General features: G+C 65.4%; 20 protein-coding genes. 7 read left to right on the top strand and 13 right to left on the bottom strand.

Annotation, left to right across the window (positions count from 1 at the left end; translation table 11 throughout):
• Positions 1 to 24 precede the first annotated feature (24 nt).
• Genes KF783_RS14655 through KF783_RS14640 form a run of 4 tightly spaced genes read left to right on the top strand, consistent with a single transcriptional unit; the run spans position 25 to position 4,284 of the window.
• The gene (locus KF783_RS14655; RefSeq protein ID WP_294080632.1) at positions 25 to 1,221 is read left to right on the top strand and encodes an acyltransferase family protein; all 1,197 of its coding nucleotides are present in this window, start codon (positions 25 to 27) and stop codon (positions 1,219 to 1,221) included.
• A gap of 31 nt (positions 1,222 to 1,252) precedes the next feature.
• On the top strand, positions 1,253 to 2,416 hold the full coding sequence (locus KF783_RS14650) for an acyltransferase (RefSeq protein WP_294080630.1): 1,164 nt from the start codon (positions 1,253 to 1,255) through the stop codon (positions 2,414 to 2,416).
• Between the two features lie 32 nt (positions 2,417 to 2,448).
• On the top strand, positions 2,449 to 3,399 hold the full coding sequence (locus KF783_RS14645; protein ID WP_294080628.1) for an isoaspartyl peptidase/L-asparaginase: 951 nt from the start codon (positions 2,449 to 2,451) through the stop codon (positions 3,397 to 3,399).
• A 9-nt stretch (positions 3,400 to 3,408) separates the two neighbouring features.
• Positions 3,409 to 4,284, top strand: a complete 876-nt coding sequence (locus KF783_RS14640) for a S1/P1 nuclease (protein WP_294080627.1) — start codon at positions 3,409 to 3,411, stop codon at positions 4,282 to 4,284.
• Here the strand turns inward: KF783_RS14640 and KF783_RS14635 are convergent.
• The 11 genes from KF783_RS14635 to KF783_RS14585 form a co-directional block, all read right to left on the bottom strand.
• Positions 4,281 to 5,708 (bottom strand): peptide MFS transporter, encoded by a 1,428-nt coding sequence (locus tag KF783_RS14635; RefSeq protein ID WP_294080625.1) that lies wholly within the window; start codon positions 5,706 to 5,708, stop codon positions 4,281 to 4,283. The genes KF783_RS14640 and KF783_RS14635 overlap by 4 nt on opposite strands.
• Positions 5,709 to 5,797: 89 nt before the next feature.
• A complete protein-coding gene (locus KF783_RS14630) occupies positions 5,798 to 6,070 on the bottom strand; it encodes a hypothetical protein (RefSeq protein WP_294080623.1) in 273 nt (90 codons plus the stop codon).
• Between the two features lie 91 nt (positions 6,071 to 6,161).
• The gene (locus KF783_RS14625) at positions 6,162 to 6,374 is read right to left on the bottom strand and encodes a toxin-antitoxin system HicB family antitoxin (protein WP_294080622.1); all 213 of its coding nucleotides are present in this window, start codon (positions 6,372 to 6,374) and stop codon (positions 6,162 to 6,164) included.
• An 11-nt stretch (positions 6,375 to 6,385) separates the two neighbouring features.
• Positions 6,386 to 7,288: an SPFH domain-containing protein gene (locus tag KF783_RS14620; RefSeq protein WP_294080620.1), complete on the bottom strand. Its 903-nt coding sequence runs from the start codon at positions 7,286 to 7,288 to the stop codon at positions 6,386 to 6,388.
• A 142-nt stretch (positions 7,289 to 7,430) separates the two neighbouring features.
• Positions 7,431 to 7,940, bottom strand: a complete 510-nt coding sequence (gene pal / locus KF783_RS14615; RefSeq protein ID WP_294080617.1) for a peptidoglycan-associated lipoprotein Pal — start codon at positions 7,938 to 7,940, stop codon at positions 7,431 to 7,433.
• Positions 7,941 to 8,029: 89 nt separating this feature from the next.
• Positions 8,030 to 9,421 carry a Tol-Pal system beta propeller repeat protein TolB gene (gene tolB / locus KF783_RS14610; protein WP_294080615.1) on the bottom strand — a complete coding sequence of 464 codons (1,392 nt, stop codon included), beginning with the start codon at positions 9,419 to 9,421 and terminating at the stop codon, positions 8,030 to 8,032.
• Positions 9,422 to 10,237, bottom strand: a complete 816-nt coding sequence (locus tag KF783_RS14605) for a cell envelope biogenesis protein TolA (RefSeq protein WP_294080613.1) — start codon at positions 10,235 to 10,237, stop codon at positions 9,422 to 9,424. It abuts the gene before it with no gap.
• Complete coding sequence (tolR, locus tag KF783_RS14600) at positions 10,237 to 10,668, bottom strand: protein TolR (protein ID WP_294080611.1); 432 nt, start codon at positions 10,666 to 10,668, stop codon at positions 10,237 to 10,239. Before tolR ends, KF783_RS14605 begins: the two co-directional genes overlap by 1 nt.
• Positions 10,668 to 11,396 (bottom strand): protein TolQ, encoded by a 729-nt coding sequence (gene tolQ, locus KF783_RS14595; RefSeq protein ID WP_294080610.1) that lies wholly within the window; start codon positions 11,394 to 11,396, stop codon positions 10,668 to 10,670. The genes tolR and tolQ overlap by 1 nt, the downstream gene beginning before the upstream one ends.
• A gap of 7 nt (positions 11,397 to 11,403) precedes the next feature.
• Positions 11,404 to 11,853, bottom strand: coding sequence for a tol-pal system-associated acyl-CoA thioesterase (ybgC, locus tag KF783_RS14590; RefSeq protein ID WP_294080608.1), 450 nt, complete (start codon positions 11,851 to 11,853; stop codon positions 11,404 to 11,406).
• 53 nt (positions 11,854 to 11,906) lie between these two features.
• Entirely contained in the window at positions 11,907 to 12,308 is a 402-nt protein-coding gene (locus KF783_RS14585; RefSeq protein WP_294080606.1) for an EVE domain-containing protein, read from the bottom strand.
• 187 nt (positions 12,309 to 12,495) lie between these two features.
• Between KF783_RS14585 and KF783_RS14580 the strand changes: the two genes are divergently transcribed.
• Both KF783_RS14580 and KF783_RS14575 read left to right on the top strand, forming a co-directional pair.
• The gene (locus tag KF783_RS14580) at positions 12,496 to 12,888 is read left to right on the top strand and encodes a hypothetical protein (protein WP_294080604.1); all 393 of its coding nucleotides are present in this window, start codon (positions 12,496 to 12,498) and stop codon (positions 12,886 to 12,888) included.
• 85 nt (positions 12,889 to 12,973) lie between these two features.
• The gene (locus tag KF783_RS14575; RefSeq protein WP_294080602.1) at positions 12,974 to 13,246 is read left to right on the top strand and encodes a DUF3297 family protein; all 273 of its coding nucleotides are present in this window, start codon (positions 12,974 to 12,976) and stop codon (positions 13,244 to 13,246) included.
• A gap of 46 nt (positions 13,247 to 13,292) precedes the next feature.
• On the opposite strand, the gene KF783_RS14570 is transcribed toward KF783_RS14575, so the two are convergent.
• Positions 13,293 to 14,093 carry a LytTR family DNA-binding domain-containing protein gene (locus tag KF783_RS14570; RefSeq protein WP_294080600.1) on the bottom strand — a complete coding sequence of 267 codons (801 nt, stop codon included), beginning with the start codon at positions 14,091 to 14,093 and terminating at the stop codon, positions 13,293 to 13,295.
• Between the two features lie 103 nt (positions 14,094 to 14,196).
• Positions 14,197 to 15,294 carry a histidine kinase gene (locus KF783_RS14565; protein WP_294080597.1) on the bottom strand — a complete coding sequence of 366 codons (1,098 nt, stop codon included), beginning with the start codon at positions 15,292 to 15,294 and terminating at the stop codon, positions 14,197 to 14,199.
• 118 nt (positions 15,295 to 15,412) lie between these two features.
• On the opposite strand from KF783_RS14565, the gene KF783_RS14560 reads away from it, so the two are divergent.
• Positions 15,413 to 15,847 (top strand): OsmC family protein, encoded by a 435-nt coding sequence (locus tag KF783_RS14560; RefSeq protein ID WP_294080595.1) that lies wholly within the window; start codon positions 15,413 to 15,415, stop codon positions 15,845 to 15,847.
• The last annotated feature ends 111 nt before the right edge of the window (positions 15,848 to 15,958 follow it).

Below are 15,958 nucleotides of genomic sequence, written 5' to 3'. Positions count from 1 at the left end.
CGCCTGAGCGGATATGGGCCGGACGTGAACCCGTCCGAGCCGGCACCGATGCGCAATGGGCGCCATTATGGCCTGGACTGGCTGCGCATCGCCGCGTTCGGACTGCTGATCCTCTATCATATCGGGATGGTCTTCTCGCCCTGGAGCTGGGTGATCAAGACGCCCCATGCGATCACCGCGCTCGTTCCGCCGATGGCTCTGCTCACGCCCTGGCGGCTGCCGCTGCTGTTCGCGGTGTCCGGTTTCGCCTCGCGCCATTTGTTCGAACGATCGGGCGGCGCGGGCGCGTTCCTGCGATCGCGCAACCTGCGGCTGCTGGTCCCGCTGGCATTCGGCATGGCGGTGCTGATCCCGCCGGAGATGTGGGTGCGCGTGCAGGAAGGGGGCTATCCCCATGGCTATCTTCATTTCTGGTTGCTCGATTACTGGCATTGGGGCGAATTTTACGGGCGCGTCCTGCCAAGCTGGGAGCATCTGTGGTTCGTCGCCTATCTCTGGGCGTACACGGCGGTGCTCGCGCTCGCGCTGATGCTGCACGGGCCGGCGCTTCGACGCGGGGCGGACAGGCTCGTCGCCTGGCTGCTCGAAGGGCGTCGGTTGCTCTGGGTGCCGATCGTGGTCATGACGATCCTGCGCCTGGCCCTGCTGTTCGTCGTGCCTGAGGAAAAGGGGCTGCTCACCGACTGGTCGGGTCATGCGCGGTTCGTGCCGATCTTCCTGTTCGGCTTCATCCTTGCCGGCGCGCCGCAGATCTGGCCGCGAATCGCGCAACTATGGCCGGCGGCGCTGATGCTCGCATTGGCCTCGGGCGCGACTGTCCTGTCGGTCGAGCTCAGCTATCCGGGCGACATGCTGCCGCCGCACTGGATCATGGCCGCTGATCGCGCGGCCCGCACCGTCATGGCGTGGACGATGATCCTGGTGCTGTTCCACTTCGCGGACCGGATGCTCAATCGCGATCACCGCTGGCGCGCGACGATCGCGGAGGCGGTGTTTCCCTTCTATCTGATCCACCAGCCGGTGATCGTGCTCATCGCCTGGCACACGCTGCCCATGGGTCTGTCCGCGACGGTCGAATTCGCGTTGCTCGCGGCCGGCACCCTGGCGGCCAGCACCCTCTTCTATCTCCTGGGCCGGGAGGTCGATTGGCTGCGGCCGTTGATCGGGCTTTCGCGCCGGCCGGGCCGCCGTGCGCGCGGTTCCTCGCCGCAAGCGGCCTGACAATCCCGTCCCCGCGCGCTAAGGGGCGCGGGTGAAACGGCATTACGGCATGGATTGGTTGCGGATCGGCGCGTTCGGACTGCTGATCTTCTATCATATCGGGATGGTCTTCGTGCCATGGGGCTATCATGCGAAGACCGCGCACCCGGCCGCATGGGTCACGGTGCCGATGCTGTTCACCAATCCGTGGCGTCTGACATTGCTGTTCGTCGTCTCCGGCTATGCCAGCCGCGCGCTGTGGACCCGGTCCGATGGCGTCACCGACTTTTCGGCCAACCGCACCTGGCGGCTGATCGTGCCGCTGTTGTTCGGCATCGCCCTGATCGTCCCGCCGCAAAGCTATGTCGAGCTGAAGACGCAGCACATCTATTCTCACGGCCTGTGGTATTTCTGGACCCGTGATTTCTGGCGGTTCGGCGTTTTTCACGGCCTGGTGTTTCCGACCTGGAACCATCTGTGGTTCGTCGGCTATCTGTGGATCTATACGATGGCGCTCGCGCTCATCGTGCTGTTGCCGGGCGGCGCATGGGTACAGCGCATGTTCGATCGTGCCTTTGCCGGCACGCGCGTGCTGTGGCTGCCCACCGCCTATCTTCTGCTGTCTCAGGTGGTGTTCTTTCAGCGGTGGAGCGACACGCACGACGTCATCCATGACGGCATCGCCCACCTGGCCTATTTTCCCGCCTTTCTGTTCGGCTTCGCGCTGGCCCGGTCGGAGGCGGTGATGGGCTGGATCGCGCGGCTGTGGGCGCCCGCGCTGGCGATCGGCCTCGCTGCCTATGCGGTCAGCGTGGCGATCACCATTTCCTATTGGGGCCATCATCCCTGGATCCTGGGCCGGGTGATGCTCGCGGCGCGCTACATCCAGTCCTGGATGATGATCGCGGCGCTGATCGGGATCGCGGAGGTGTTCCTCAACCGCGACCATCGCCTGCGCCCGATGCTGACCGAGGCGGTGTTCCCCTTTTACCTGATCCATCAGACGATCATCGTGGTCGCGATGTATTGGCTGCTGAAGGCGCGGGTGGGGGGGCTTGTCGAATTCGTGGTATTGGTGCCGGTAACGATCCTGGGCTGCTGGCTGTTCTATCGCTATGGCCGCGAAGTGCCATTGCTGCGGCCGCTCATCGGCCTCAGGATGCAGCGACGGGATCGCCCCGCGCCGACGCCCGCCCCAAATCCGGAGGCCATATGATCCGCCTGATTTCCCTGCTTGGAGTGCTTTCGATGTCTCTTCCTGCCGCCGCCCAGTCCGCCCCCGAATGGACGCTCGTCATCCATGGCGGCGCGGGCGTGCTGCAGCGTGACAAGATGACGCCCGAGCGCGAGGCTGCGGCGCGTGCCGGCCTTGATGCCGCGCTCGACGCGGGGTCAAAGGTGCTGGCGGGCGGCGGCAGCGCGCTCGACGCGGTCGAGGCGGCGATCCGTGTGCTGGAGGATGATCCCAACTTCAACGCGGGGCGCGGCGCGGTCTTCACCTATGAGGGGACGAACGAACTCGACGCGTCGATCATGGACGGCGCGACCCGTGCGGCGGGCGCGGTCGCCGGCGTCACCCGCACCCGCCATCCCGTCAGCCTCGCCCGCAAGGTGATGGAGGACAGCCCCCATGTGATGCTGGCGGGCAAGGGCGCCGATATCTTCAGCGCGGAAAAGGGGCTGGAACAGGCCGATCCCAGCTGGTTCGCGACCGACGAACGCCGCCAGCAGCTCGAAAAGATGAAGGCGAAGAAGACCAGCTGGTTCGACGTCGATATGAAATACGGCACCGTCGGCGCGGTGGCGAAGGACAAGGCGGGGCATGTCGCCGCCGCGACTTCGACCGGCGGCGTCACCGGGAAACGATGGGGCCGGGTTGGCGATTCGCCGATTATCGGCGCCGGGACCTATGCAGACGATCGCGGCTGCGCCATTTCCGCGACCGGTTCGGGCGAATATTTCATCCGCGAGGGTGTGGCGCACGAAATCTGCGCCCGCGTGCGGTTCAAGGGCGAGAGCCTGAAGACGGCGGCGGATGTCGTGATGGGCGAGACGAAGGCGCTGGGCGGCAGCGGCGGTGTCATCGTCACCGGACCGACCGGCGAGATGGGATGGAGTTTCAACACGCCCGGCATGTATCGCGGCAAGGCATCGGCCGGCGGCAAGAAGGTGATCGCGATCTATGGCGACGAAGAGTAAGGGACCGACATGATTCGCCGTCTGCTTGCCCTGCTCGCGCTGTTCAGCGCGGTCCTCGCCACGCCCGCCTTCGCCTATTGGGAATATGGGCATGAGACGGTCGCCGCGATCGCGTACAAGAATGTGCGGCCCGAAACGAAGCGGGCGATCGACCGGCTGTTGCGCCAGCAGGGACTGCTCGAAACGCCGACCTGTCCGGCGCGCACGATCGAGGAGGCGAGCGTGTGGCCCGACTGCATCAAGCAACTGGGTCCCCGGTTCAGCTACGCCTATAACTGGCACTATCAGAATGTGAACATCTGCAAGCCGTTCACGCTGAAGGGCAATTGCCCCGACGGAAATTGTGTGTCGGCGCAGATCGAACGTCAGGTGAAGCTGTTGCAGGACCCGAAGGTGCCGCAGCGCGAAAAGGTGATGGCGCTGGCGTTCCTGGTCCATCTGGTGGGCGATCTTCACCAGCCGCTCCATGCCGGCGACAAGGGCGATCTGGGCGGAAACCGGGCGAAATCAGATTACGGCATCTATTCGACCGACCGGCTCAATCTGCACAGCATCTGGGATGGCTGGCTGGCCGAACGCGCGATTTCGACACCGCCGCCGCTGGTCCATGTCTATCCGGCGGGCGAGCGCGCGACGATGGAAGCCGGCACGATCGAGGACTGGAGCCGCGAAAACTGGCAGATCGCGCATGAGGCCTATGCGGTCGCCTATGGCGATGATCCGTGCGCGCCCGATCAGCCGGCGCGCGGCAAGCTGGACGATGCCGCCGTGGACAAGCTGGTGCCGGTGCTTCGCAAGCAGGTGACGCGCGGCGGGCTGCGGCTCGCCCGCCTGCTCGACGAGGCGTTCGCGCCACCCGCGTCGGCGCCGGCAAGGGCGTCCTAGGGCGCGCCCTGCCCGGTTTCGCGAGACTCCGCCGCTTCCAGCGCGCGCCGGAGCGGGCGGTGGAACAGGAACATCAGCGCCGCGCCGCCGATCGGCAGCGTCGCGGTCAGCATGAAATAGAGTGACGGCCCCAGCGGCTCGTAGAAGCGCCCCAGCCAGCCGAGCAGGAAAAAGCCCAGCGCCGACGCCACGTTCGACACGGCGAACATCGTGCCGTTGATCGATGCCGGGGCGTAGCGGGAGATCAGCGCCTTGCCCGGCGGATCGAACCACGCATAGGACGCGGTGAGCAGCAGGTAGAAGCCGAGCCAGCCGAAGATCGGCACCTTCGGCAATGTCGCCAGCAGGCCGACCGTGACGAACGCCACCACGATCATCATATTGCCGATGCCGATCTTGGCGATATCCCCCGGCTCGCGCCCTCGCCGCGCCAATCGCATCCAGATCCGGTTGGCGAGCAGCACGCCCAATATCGTCAGGATGCCGTCGGCGGTCAGCACCCAGGTGACCGGCATTTCCCACCCGAAGATCGTGCGATCGACCGCGCCGTCGGCCCATACCACCATGATGCCATAGGCCTGTTGCGCGGCGGCATTGGCGAAAATCCGGGGCAGAAAGGTGACGATCAGCGCCGCCACCGTCACCCATTGCGCGCGGTTCAGCGGCGCCGGCCGCTCGCCCTTCGAAATCAGGTCGGGGGCAAGGTGGGGGCGCCCGACGAGATAGATCACCAGCCCGAACAGCATGCCGATCCCCGCCGCGCCGAATCCCCAGTGGAACCCCAGCTTCTCCCCCAGCGTGCCGACGATCAGCGGGGACATCAGCGCTCCGACGTTGAGCGCCATCAGATAGATGCCGAACGCGCGGGTGCGCCGGCTGTCGTCGGGTGCGTACAGGCCGCCGATCTGGGCCTGAAGATTGCCGATGAAACAGCCGCCGCCCAGGATCAGCAGCAGTAGCGCGATCAGGAATGCGCGTTCGCTGGCCATCGTCAGATGCCCCGCCGCCATCAGCAGCGCGCCGATCGACACCGTCTTCGTCCGCCCCAGCACCCGATCGCCCAGCCATGCGCCGATCAGCGGCGTCACCAGGATCGTCCCGGAATAAAGGCCGAAGGTCTGCGCCGCGAACGCCAGATCGGTCATCGGACCGAAGATGCCCGAAAGCAGCGCGCGGAACGCGGCAAGGCCGAACACCCCCGGCTCGACCTCTGGGGTGAGCAGCAGCTTCGTCATGTAGAGCATGAGAAGCGCCTGCATCCCGTAGAACGAGAAACGCTCCCACATCTCCGACCCGGCGAGAAAGCCCAGGCCGCGCGGGTGACCGAAAAACGCGGTGTCGTTGCGGATATGCTGCGCGCGGTCGCCACGCGGGTCGGCGATATCCTCGCCGTCGGGGCCGGTGCCGGTATCGGTGAACGCCATGGGTACACTCCGCGCCTGGGTCGCGGGGTCGATCCCCCTGCGGCGCAAAGGCTAGGCCGCTGATTTCACGCGCGCAAGGCGTCTTGGCGTCAGTCCTTTCCCGGGCCCCAGCGCCAGTGGAATCCGCCATCCGTCTTCGTATAGACGAACCAGATATAGGCGATGGTAAGCGGCGCCACCGCCGCGATCAGCAGGCCAGGCTGGCGGATCGTGTGCGCCAGCAGGGCGATCGCACCGACAAAGCCGAACAGGCTGAGCCAACCCTGCCAGGTCGCCGGAGTCGCGCCATAGCCGAACAGCTTGGGCGCGAACCAATATCCCTCGCGCACGCGAAAATGCGCGCGCACCTCATCCGGCTTCATGACAGCACCAGCGTCAGGCCGATGCCGAGCAGCAGCAGCGATCCCGCGACCAGCCATGGCAGCCGTTCGCGACGGGTGAAAAACGCCATCATCATGTCTCGTCTCCTTCGTTCTTCGGGGGCCGTCCGCGGCGCGCCCGCACCGGATCGGCCAGCTTGACGCCGCGCCGGCCCAGCGCCTCGCGCAACAGGCATTCGACCTGCGCATTCACGCTGCGCAAATCGGTCGCCGCGCTCCGCTCGATCGCCGCATACAGAGCCGGGTCGAGACGGAGCGGGAACGCCTTTTTGGGTGGGGCTGCCAAGCTCGCCGCCGTTATTGGTAGAGCGAACCGGTGTTGACGACGGGCTGGGTATCGCGTTCCGAACACAGCACGACCATCAGGTTCGACACCATCGCCGCGCGGCGCTCGTCATCCAGTTCGACGACATTCTTCTCGCTCAGCTGTTCCAGCGCCGTCTCGACCATCGACACGGCACCTTCGACCAGCTTCTGGCGGGCGGCGATCACCGCCTCGGCCTGTTGGCGCCGCAGCATCGCCTGGGCGATCTCCTGCGCATAGGCCAGGTGGGTCAGCCGGCATTCGTCGATATGGACGCCCGCCGCCACCACGCGATCCTGCAACTCAGTGCGCAGTTCCTCGCTCACATGATCGGCATTGCCGCGCAGCGTCATCTCTTCATGCGTGAAATCGTCATAGGGATAGCGCGAGCCGATCGCGCGGACCGCGCTCTCGATCTGGATGTGGACGAATTCGCGATAGTCATCGACATCGAACAGCGCCTGGGCGGTGTCGGCAACGCGCCACACCACGTTCGACGCGATTTCGATCGGGTTGCCGCGCAGGTCGTTCACCTTCAGCCGTTCGGAGGTGATGTTGTGGATGCGCACCGAAATCTTCTTCTTGATCATCCATGGCCAGGTCCAGCGCAGCCCGGTGGTCCGGTCGGTCCCCTTGTAATCGCCGAACAGCAGGATCGCCGCCGCCTGATTCGGCTGAAGCAGGTAAAAGCCCGGCGCGATGAAGCTCAGGCCGATCACGCTCGCGATCAGCGCCCCCCCTTCCCATGGGGCGGGCGGACCATCCTTGATCTGGGTGATCGCAAAGATCAGCACCGCGATCAGCACCAGCATCGCGATCAGCATGGCATAGCCGCTGACGGTGGCGGCGGGGCGCTCGCTGCTGCTGCGCAGCGCGCGGGAATCGAAGTCGGACATGTTTGCCTCCATAATTATGATATCATCTTTATATCGAATCACGGAAGGCGCAAGCGAAATCGGACGGGCGCGGAACGGTCGCGCGCGAAAAAGGGGGCGCGGCCCGCAGGCCACGCCCCCTTCTATATGTGTACAGGATTGGTCAGTTCAGGACGATCGTCACCGCCCGGCGGTTCTGCGCCCAGCTGGCCTCGTCCGAACCGAGCGCGATCGGACGTTCCTTGCCATAGCTGATCGTCGTGATCCGGGCCGGCGAGACCCCGCGCGCGGCGAGATAGTTTTTCGCGGCATTGGCGCGGCGATCGCCGAGTGCAAGATTATACTCGCGCGTGCCGCGTTCGTCGCAATGTCCCTCGATCGTGATGCGCGTGTTCGGAAACTGCATCAGCCACTGCGCCTGACTGTCCAGGATCTGGCGCGCGCGCGCGTCGATGTCATATTGGTCGAACCCGAAATTGATCGTGTCGCTGATCACATTCTGGCGGAAATGCTCGGGGGTGCCGGGCTGGGCCATGCCGCCGCCGGGTCCGGGGCCGGGGCCGGGATCGACCGGGCCGGGGCCGGGGGGCAGCGTTTCCGGCCGCTTTTTCTGGCAGCCCGCCACCGCGACGGCCATCGTCGCAATGATCAGGGCGGTCTTCAGCTTCGCCATGATGTGTCTCCCTATAGCTCGCTTCAAAATTCGATACCCGAACGTAACGGTCAGGGTGCGTGAGTGTTCCGGTGTGCGTCAACCCCGTTTCATGGACGCAGCGGTCCCCATGCGGGATCGGATCCGTCCAGTGGCGTCGGAATCCGGCGCGCATTGGTGCCGGTCAGATCGACCGACCACACATCCGCCTTGCCCGACGGCCCCTGTGCGCCGCGGAAGAACATCAGCACGCGGCCATTGGGGGACCAGGTCGGCCCTTCGTCTCCCCAGCTGTCGGTCAGCAGCTTTTCGCCGCCGCCCGACGGGCTCATCACGCCGATCCGGAATCCGCCGCCGATACGGGTGAATGCGATCAGGTCGCCGCGCGGGCTCCATGCCGGCGTCGCATAGCGCGCGCCGCCAAAGCTGATCCGCTGCTGGTTCGATCCGTCGGCGTTCATCACATACAGCTGCTGGGTGCCGGAGCGGTCGCTTTCGAACACGATCCGGCTGCCATCGGGCGAAAAGCTGCCGCCGGTATCGATGCCGGGGCTGTTGGTCAGCCGTTGCGGCGTGCCGCCGGTCGCGGGGATGCGATAGATATCGGCATTGCCCGCCGTCGACATGGTGAACAGCACCCACCGCCCGTCGGGGCTGAAACGCGGCGCGAAGGCCAGGCTGACATTCGTGACCAGCAACCGCTGCGTCCCGTTCGACAGGTCGTACACATAGAGCGAGGGCTTGTCGTTCTGATAGCTCATATAGGCGATGCGACGATCGTCGGGCGACAGGTGCGGGGTCAGCACGATCGACTGGCCATTGGTCAGGAACCGGTGATTGGCGCCGTCCTGATCCATGATCGCCAGCCGCTTGATGCGCCGGTTCTTCGGCCCCGTCTCGCTGACATAGACCACGCGGCTGTCGAAATACGGCCCTTCGCCGGTCAGGCGGGTGTAGATGGTGTCGGCGCATTTGTGCGCGGCGCGGCGCCATTCGCTCGGCTGCACGACAAAGCCCTGTCGGGCGCTCTCGGTCCCCAGCGCGATGTCATAGAGATAGCATCCCACGGTCAGCGTGCCGTCCCCGCCGGCGCGGACGAACCCCTGAACCAGCGCCTGCGCGCTGGCGCCGCGCCAATAGGCGAAATCGGGGGCGCTCACTTCGCCATAGGGGATCGCGCGGACGCCGGTGGGGCCAAGTGGCTTGAACAGGCCGGTATTGCCCAGATCGGCGGCGATGACTTCGGAAATCTGTCGCCCCAGCGCGTCGGTGCTGCCTGCCGGCGTGCTCACCACCTGCGCCGTCGGCATCGCGGGGATGAGGATCGTCAGGTCCTGCGCGCTCTCGTCGGTGACGTCGATGACCGGCAACTGGCCATCCTGTGCCGGCTGCTGCGGCGCGGCCACGACGGGCGGCCGGACCTGCGCCGGCGTCTGCGCATGTGCGGGCGCGGCGAGGAAGATCGCCGGCGCGGCGGCGGCAATGAGAAGTCGAATGCGCATCTACAGTCTCCGGTCGAAGGACAGGACAAAGCCTTTCCAGGCGTCATAATATTCGTCGGGCAGGCCCTTGAAGGGGGCGGCCTGCTTGATCGCGCTGATCGCGCGTTCCTTGTGCAATTGCTGCTGCGGGCGATTGCTTTCGGTCTCGCCCGTCTGCCCGACGATACGCGGTTCGGCCGCGAGCGATCCGTCGCGATTGAGCCGCACCTCGACATTGGTGACGAGCAGGTTGACATCCGCCCCGGTCGGCGAACGCCAGTGCGGCTGAACCTGTTTGCGGATCAGCCCGAACACCGAACTGCGCACCGCCGGGCCGATCGTCGCCGCCTGCGGTGTGGTCGCCTTGCCCTTGCTCGGCTGATCGGTCAGGCCATCGACGATGCCGGACAGGCGGCCGGTCGGGCGCACCTGTTTCGTGGTCGGCCTGGGCGGTGATTTGGGGGGCGCTGCGCTGGACTTCGGCTCGGCCTTTTTCGGCTCGGGCTTGGGGGCGGGCTGGGGCTGTGCCTTGGGCGGGGCGGGGTCGGGGCGAACCACCGGCTCCGGCTCGGGCCGCTCCACCGGCGGCGGCGTGTCGAGCGTCGGCGGTGCCGGCACTTCGGCCAGCCGTTCGGCCGGGGCTTCGCGATTGACCACCGGCGCCTCGCTCTTGAGGCCCACCTCGTCGGTCAGCGAAATCTCGATCGGGGTCGCCTCGAGCTTGCGGGGATTGGGCGTGGACAGGAACCCGACCGTCAGCACGCCGAACAGGACGATATGGCCCAGCACCGCCAGGCCGATCCCGATCGATTCGCGACGGTCGAGCGCTGCCGCCATCAGCGATCCACCGGCGTCGTCACCAGCGACACCTTGTTCAGGCCGACGCGATTAAGCTCGCCCATCACCCGCATCACCTTCCCATATTCGAGCCGCATGTCGGCGCGCAGGAAGATCTGCGGCTTTTCCGCGCCGCGCTGCGCCGCGATCTCATCGAGCAGCGCGGGAAGGCCGGCCTCGTCCACCTCGCTGTTGTCGAGATAGATCGCGCCCTTTTCGTCGATCGAGATCTGGACCGGCTTGCGGTCCTGGTCGAGCGGCTTGGCGCGGCTTTCGGGCAGGTTCACCGGCACGCCGGCGGTCAGCAACGGCGCGGTGACCATGAAGATGATGAGCAGCACCAGCATCACATCGACCAGCGGCGTGACATTGATGTCCGCCATCGGCGCGCGACGCCCCTTTCCGCGGGCGGAGGGAAGCTGCACCCCCATCAGAGCAGCGACTTCTGCGCCGGCGCGGTCCCGCCGCCGACGCCGCCGTCAAGCTGGCGGCTCAACGTCGCGTGGAACCCGTCGGCAAAGCGGTTCAGCCGCGCCTCGACCTTGTTGATGCCATGGCTGAACCGGTTGTACGCGATCACCGCCGGGATCGCCGCGAACAGGCCGATCGCGGTGGCGAACAGCGCTTCGGCGATCCCCGGCGCAACCACCGCGAGCGAGGTATTCTGTTCGCTCGCAATCGCGGTGAAGCTGCGCATGATGCCCCACACCGTGCCGAACAGGCCGACGAACGGCGCGACCGACCCGACCGTGGCGAGGATGTTGAGCCGGTCCGACAGCCGGTCGATCTCCAGCGCGACCGCCGCGCCCATCGTCGTCGCCAGGCGCTCGCGCGTCCCTTCCTTGTCCAGGGAGCGGCCGCCGGTCGATCGCCGCCATTCGGTCACGCCCGCGGCGAACACGCGCGCGACCGGGTGGTCCTCGTCGCCGTGCAGGCGGTGAAAGGCGTCGATATCGTCGCTCTTGCGATAATCGCGTTCGAACCGGTCGGCGGCCTTGCGCGCTTTCGCGATGCGCCCCCGCAACGAAAAGATGATGCCCCAGGTCCAGATGCTCGCCAGCAACAGGCCGATCATCACGGCCTTCACCACCCAGTCGGCCTGAAGGAACAGGCCCAGGGGAGACATCGTCGCCGCGTCGGTATTCACGAACCAGTCCATGTGTCGCTCAGCTTCCCTTCCAAACAAGCGGCACGAACGCGTCCACCCAGCCTCTGGGCTGTCGTTTCGGTCGCCCCTGTGGCGATACGAACGCAGCTTCCACCCTGGCGTCGGTCAGCAATTCCCCGTCCCGCATGACTCGTTGATGAATAAGCACCGAGGCGGCCCGTACATCGAGCACCCGGCTGACAATGACGAGCGCGTCGTCAAGGCGGGCGGGGGCGGAGAAGCGGATCGCGATGTCGCGAACCACATATACACCCTCGCCGCCTTCATACGCGGCGCGCTGGTCGATGCCGGCACAGCGCAGCATATCGGAGCGCGCACGCTCCATGAACCGCAGATAATTGGCGTGATAGACCACCCCGGACAGGTCGGTGTCCTCAAAATAGACACGAACGGGGAAGCGGTGCGCGTTACCGTCGAAGCGGCCGGCGATCGGAAGGTCGTCTGCCATGCCCTGCGGCGTCTAGCGAAGCGCGCGGGCGAGATAAAGGGACGGCGGGCGGATCAGCCCTTCGACATGTCGATGACCTGCTTCCACTCATCGGGTGTCACCTTGCCGACCGACAGGCGCGAATATTTGACCAGCTCCATCGCGCCGAGCCGGGGCTCGGCCTTCACCGCTTTCAGCGACACCGGGTGGTCCAGCGGCGCGATCGGCTTCACCTCGACCGATACCCAATGCTTGCCGTCGCCATCGGGCTTCGCCTCGCGCGACACCTCCATGATGCCGACAATCTCCAGCCCCTTGACGCTGTGGTAGAAAAAGGCGCGGTCGCCCTTTTTCATCGCCTTCAGATTGTTGGCGGCGGCATAGTTGCGCACGCCGTCCCATTCGGTGCTGCCGTCGCGGACCAGATCGTCCCAGCTGAAGGTTTCCGGTTCCGACTTCATCAGCCACAGATTCATCGACCATTCCTCGTCTTGTGTCGGCGCGCGGAGCGGGCAGGGGCGGTCCTCCAACCCCAAATCCGCCTAAACCGCAAGTGAACATCCGATTCCGGGGCAGTTCAGGCCGACTCGTCCATAAATGCATCCACGGCGCCCGCTCATGCGTTTCCGGCGTCAGAAAGTGCAGATGCACGAGGAGGAAGTCATGAAGACCACCATTACCAAGGCGGTGCTCGGTCTGACGCTCGGCGCCACCGCCCTCACCGCGGCAGCGCCGGCAGAGGCGCAGCGCTATCGCCATCGGGATCGCGACAATGCCGGGGCCGCCGTCGCTGCCGGCATCGCCGGCGTCGTCATCGGCGCCGCGATCGCGGGATCGAGCCGCGATCGGTACTACGACCGCTACGATCGTCGCTATTACAACTACGACAATCGCTACTATAATTACGACCAGCCCTATTACCGGGAGCGTGGTTACTATCCGCGCGACGGCTATTATTATCGCCAGTATGAGCGCAGCGGCTGGCGTGGCTGCACCGTTCGCCGGGTCTATGACCCGTATCTGCGGCGCAACGTGCGCGTCCGTTACTGCGGCTGATCTGCGGGCATCGGAACTAAGAGGCGGCGCGGGCGTGTCCCGCGCCGCTTTTTTTTGTCCGCGAAGTTAGCTAGAGGCGCGCCTCATGAGTGACACGCCTCCCGACCGGCTCTCGGTCAATCCGAAAAGTCCGCATTTCGACGCCGATGTGCTGCGTCGTGGCATCGGCATCCGCTTCAAGGGCAATGAGCGCCGCGATGTCGAGGAATACAGCATTTCCGAAGGCTGGATCCGCGTGCAGCTCGGCAAGAAGGTCGATCGCAAGGGCAATCCGCTGACGATCAAGCTGAACGGCCCGGTCGAGGCCTGGTACGAAGCGCCCGCGGACGGCGAAGAGGCCGCGCCGCAGCAGGATTGAATCGCTCGACCGGCGTGGCGCGGCAGACCGCCGCGCCCGTCCGGGGTCAGTGGACGAACCGCGCCACCACGTCGCGATAGCTGCGGCTGACCTTCACCTGTGATCCCGAATCGAGGATCAGGAAACATTCGCCGTTGGTGTGCGGTTTGACCTGTTTCACCTGGTCGAGGTTGACGATGGTGGAGCGGTGGACGCGCTGGAACCGGCGCGGGTCGAGGCGCTTTTCCAGATCCTTCATCGTCTCGCGCAGGACCAGCGTATTGTCGGCGGTCTTGATGCACATATAGTCGCCCGCCGCCTCGACCACCTCGATCGTATCGACATCGACGCGAAAGATCTGGCCGCGATCCTTGATGTTGATGAGCTTTTCGTAGCGGTTGGCTGACACTTCGCCGGCATCGGTCGCCAGTTCCTCGGCCGCTTCCGGGGCGACCTCCGCCAGCACTTCCTTGAGCTTTTCGACTTCCTCGACGCCGCGCTTCTCGGCGATGCGCTGGCGAATCCGGTCGAGCGTGTCGGCGAGGCGTGCCTCGTCCACCGGCTTCATGAGATAGTCCATCGCATTCGCCTCGAACGCGCGGATCGCGTGGTCGGAATAGGCGGTGACGAAGACGAACAGCGGCGGCTCGACCTCCATCAATCCCTGCACGACCGAAAAGCCGTCGAATCCGGGCATCTGGATGTCGAGGAAGACAAGATCGGGCTTGTGCGTCTTGATCGCGCGGATCGCCTCGCGCCCGTTCTGGCACTTTTCGATGATCTCGACATCGTCATGCGCCTGTAGGCGCAACTCCAGCCCCTGGATCGCCAGGGGTTCGTCATCGACCAGGATGGTGCGGATCGTCATGGTTCCTCTACTCTGCTTTCGGTCTGCGCCGATGCCCCCGGCGCGGTGCCGTACTATCCCCTGCCTTTGACCTCCCAACGAAATCGTTACGGACCGGTTCCGATCATGCCGCTTCCCGTGCCTGTTCCTCGATCTGGAACGGGATTTCGATCTCAACGCGGAAACCGCGTCCGGGGTCCGACCGGGTTTCGAACCGGTGATCCGGGCCGAACGCCTGTGCCAGCCGTTCCCTGATATTGGTGAGCCCGACCCCGGTTGAAAGGCTTGGCCGGTTCTCGCCCTCGATCAATCCCGGTCCGGTGTCCGATACGGTGATCCGCACCCGATCGCCGCTGAGCCGAGCGCGCACGCAGATTTCGGCACCCTCCTCGCGCGGGGTGACGGCATATTTGATCGCATTTTCGACCAGCGGCTGGAGCAGCAGCGAGGGCAGGCGCGCCTTCACCGTGCGCGGATCGATGTCGAAGACCGGCTTGAGGCGCTGGTCGAAGCGCATCTTCTCGATCTCGAGATATAGTTTCAGCGTCTCGACCTCCTGCGCCAGCGTGACATGGGCGGTCGGTTCGTTGGCGAGCGTGTAGCGCAGGAAGTTGGACAGCCGGGCCAGCATCGCGTTCGCCCGGTCGGTCTGCTTGAGCAGCACCAGCGTCGAGATCGAATTGAGCGTATTGAACAGGAAATGCGGGTTGAGCTGATAGCGCAGCATCGCCAGCTGGGCGCTGCTCGCCTGATTCTCCAGCACCCGCATCTGATCGGTCTGGTCCTCGACGATCAGGTAGAAGTTGATGCCGTAATATAGCGCGGACCAGCCCGCGAGCACGGTGAAATTGAGGAACAGGCTGCCCAGGATCAGCGGCAGCTCGATCCCCGGATCGCCACGCATCACCGACACCGTAAAGGCGTTGAGCACGGCATAGACGAGCGTCGCCGCGAACAACGTGGCGATCGTCGCGAGCACGCCCGAAACACGCGGCACGCGGCGATAATAGCCGTACAGCGCGGACAGCAGCAGCGTCAGGCAATAGCCGACGATCGATTCGATCGTGACGCGGATCAGGTCTTCGAAGCTGAAGGTGCGGTTTGAAAAGTTGGAAACCGCGCGCAGCATCAGATAGCCGCCCCAGCCGGCACCCTGAAGCATCCAGAAGGCGCGGCTCTTCTGCTCGAAAAAGGGGCGAGAGAGGACGGTCGGATTCTTCATGTGCGTCGCTCGCCGCTCTACATCGTGGCTCGGGATGTGGGAAGGACCGGTCGCAGGCATGGAACGCCGGCCCCGCCCCGTCGTTGCTGCTGCGAACCGACTATCAGGAGATCGATCGATGACCACCCGCACCGCCAGCGCCCGCTATTCCGGTTTCGGCAAGGCGGGGAAGGGCAGCATCTCGACCCAGTCGGGGGTGATGTCCGACCAGCCCTATGGCTTCAACACGCGGTTCGAGGACGAACCCGGCACCAATCCGGAGGAACTGATCGCCGCGGCGCACGCCGCCTGCTTCACCATGGCGCTCAGCTTCGCGCTCGCCCGTGCGGGCCATGCGGACGGGACGCTGGAAACAAAGGCTGCGGTCAAGCTGGAACAGCGCGATGGCGGCTTCACGATCACGCGTTCCGATCTGACGCTCGATGCGTCGGTGCCGGGAATCGACCCGGCGGAGTTCGAGCGCCTGGCGGCCGAGGCAAAGGCGAACTGTCCGGTTTCGAAGCTGTTGAACGCAGAGATCGGTCTGACCCATAATCTGAACGCGTCCGGCTGATCGGGCGCGCGGGTTACCCGAAATGGATTGCTAAAGCGGAGCCGTTCGGCGTACACGCCGGCTCCATTTTGGTGTCAAAGGACGTCCCGTGTAGCAGGGGCGGTTCGTAAA

It is taken from the genome of Sphingomonas sp., assembly GCF_019635455.1.
Lineage (GTDB): Bacteria > Pseudomonadota > Alphaproteobacteria > Sphingomonadales > Sphingomonadaceae > Sphingomonas.
The sequence above is the reverse complement of the archived record's forward strand: the minus strand, read 5'-3'. Positions and strand labels throughout refer to the sequence as shown.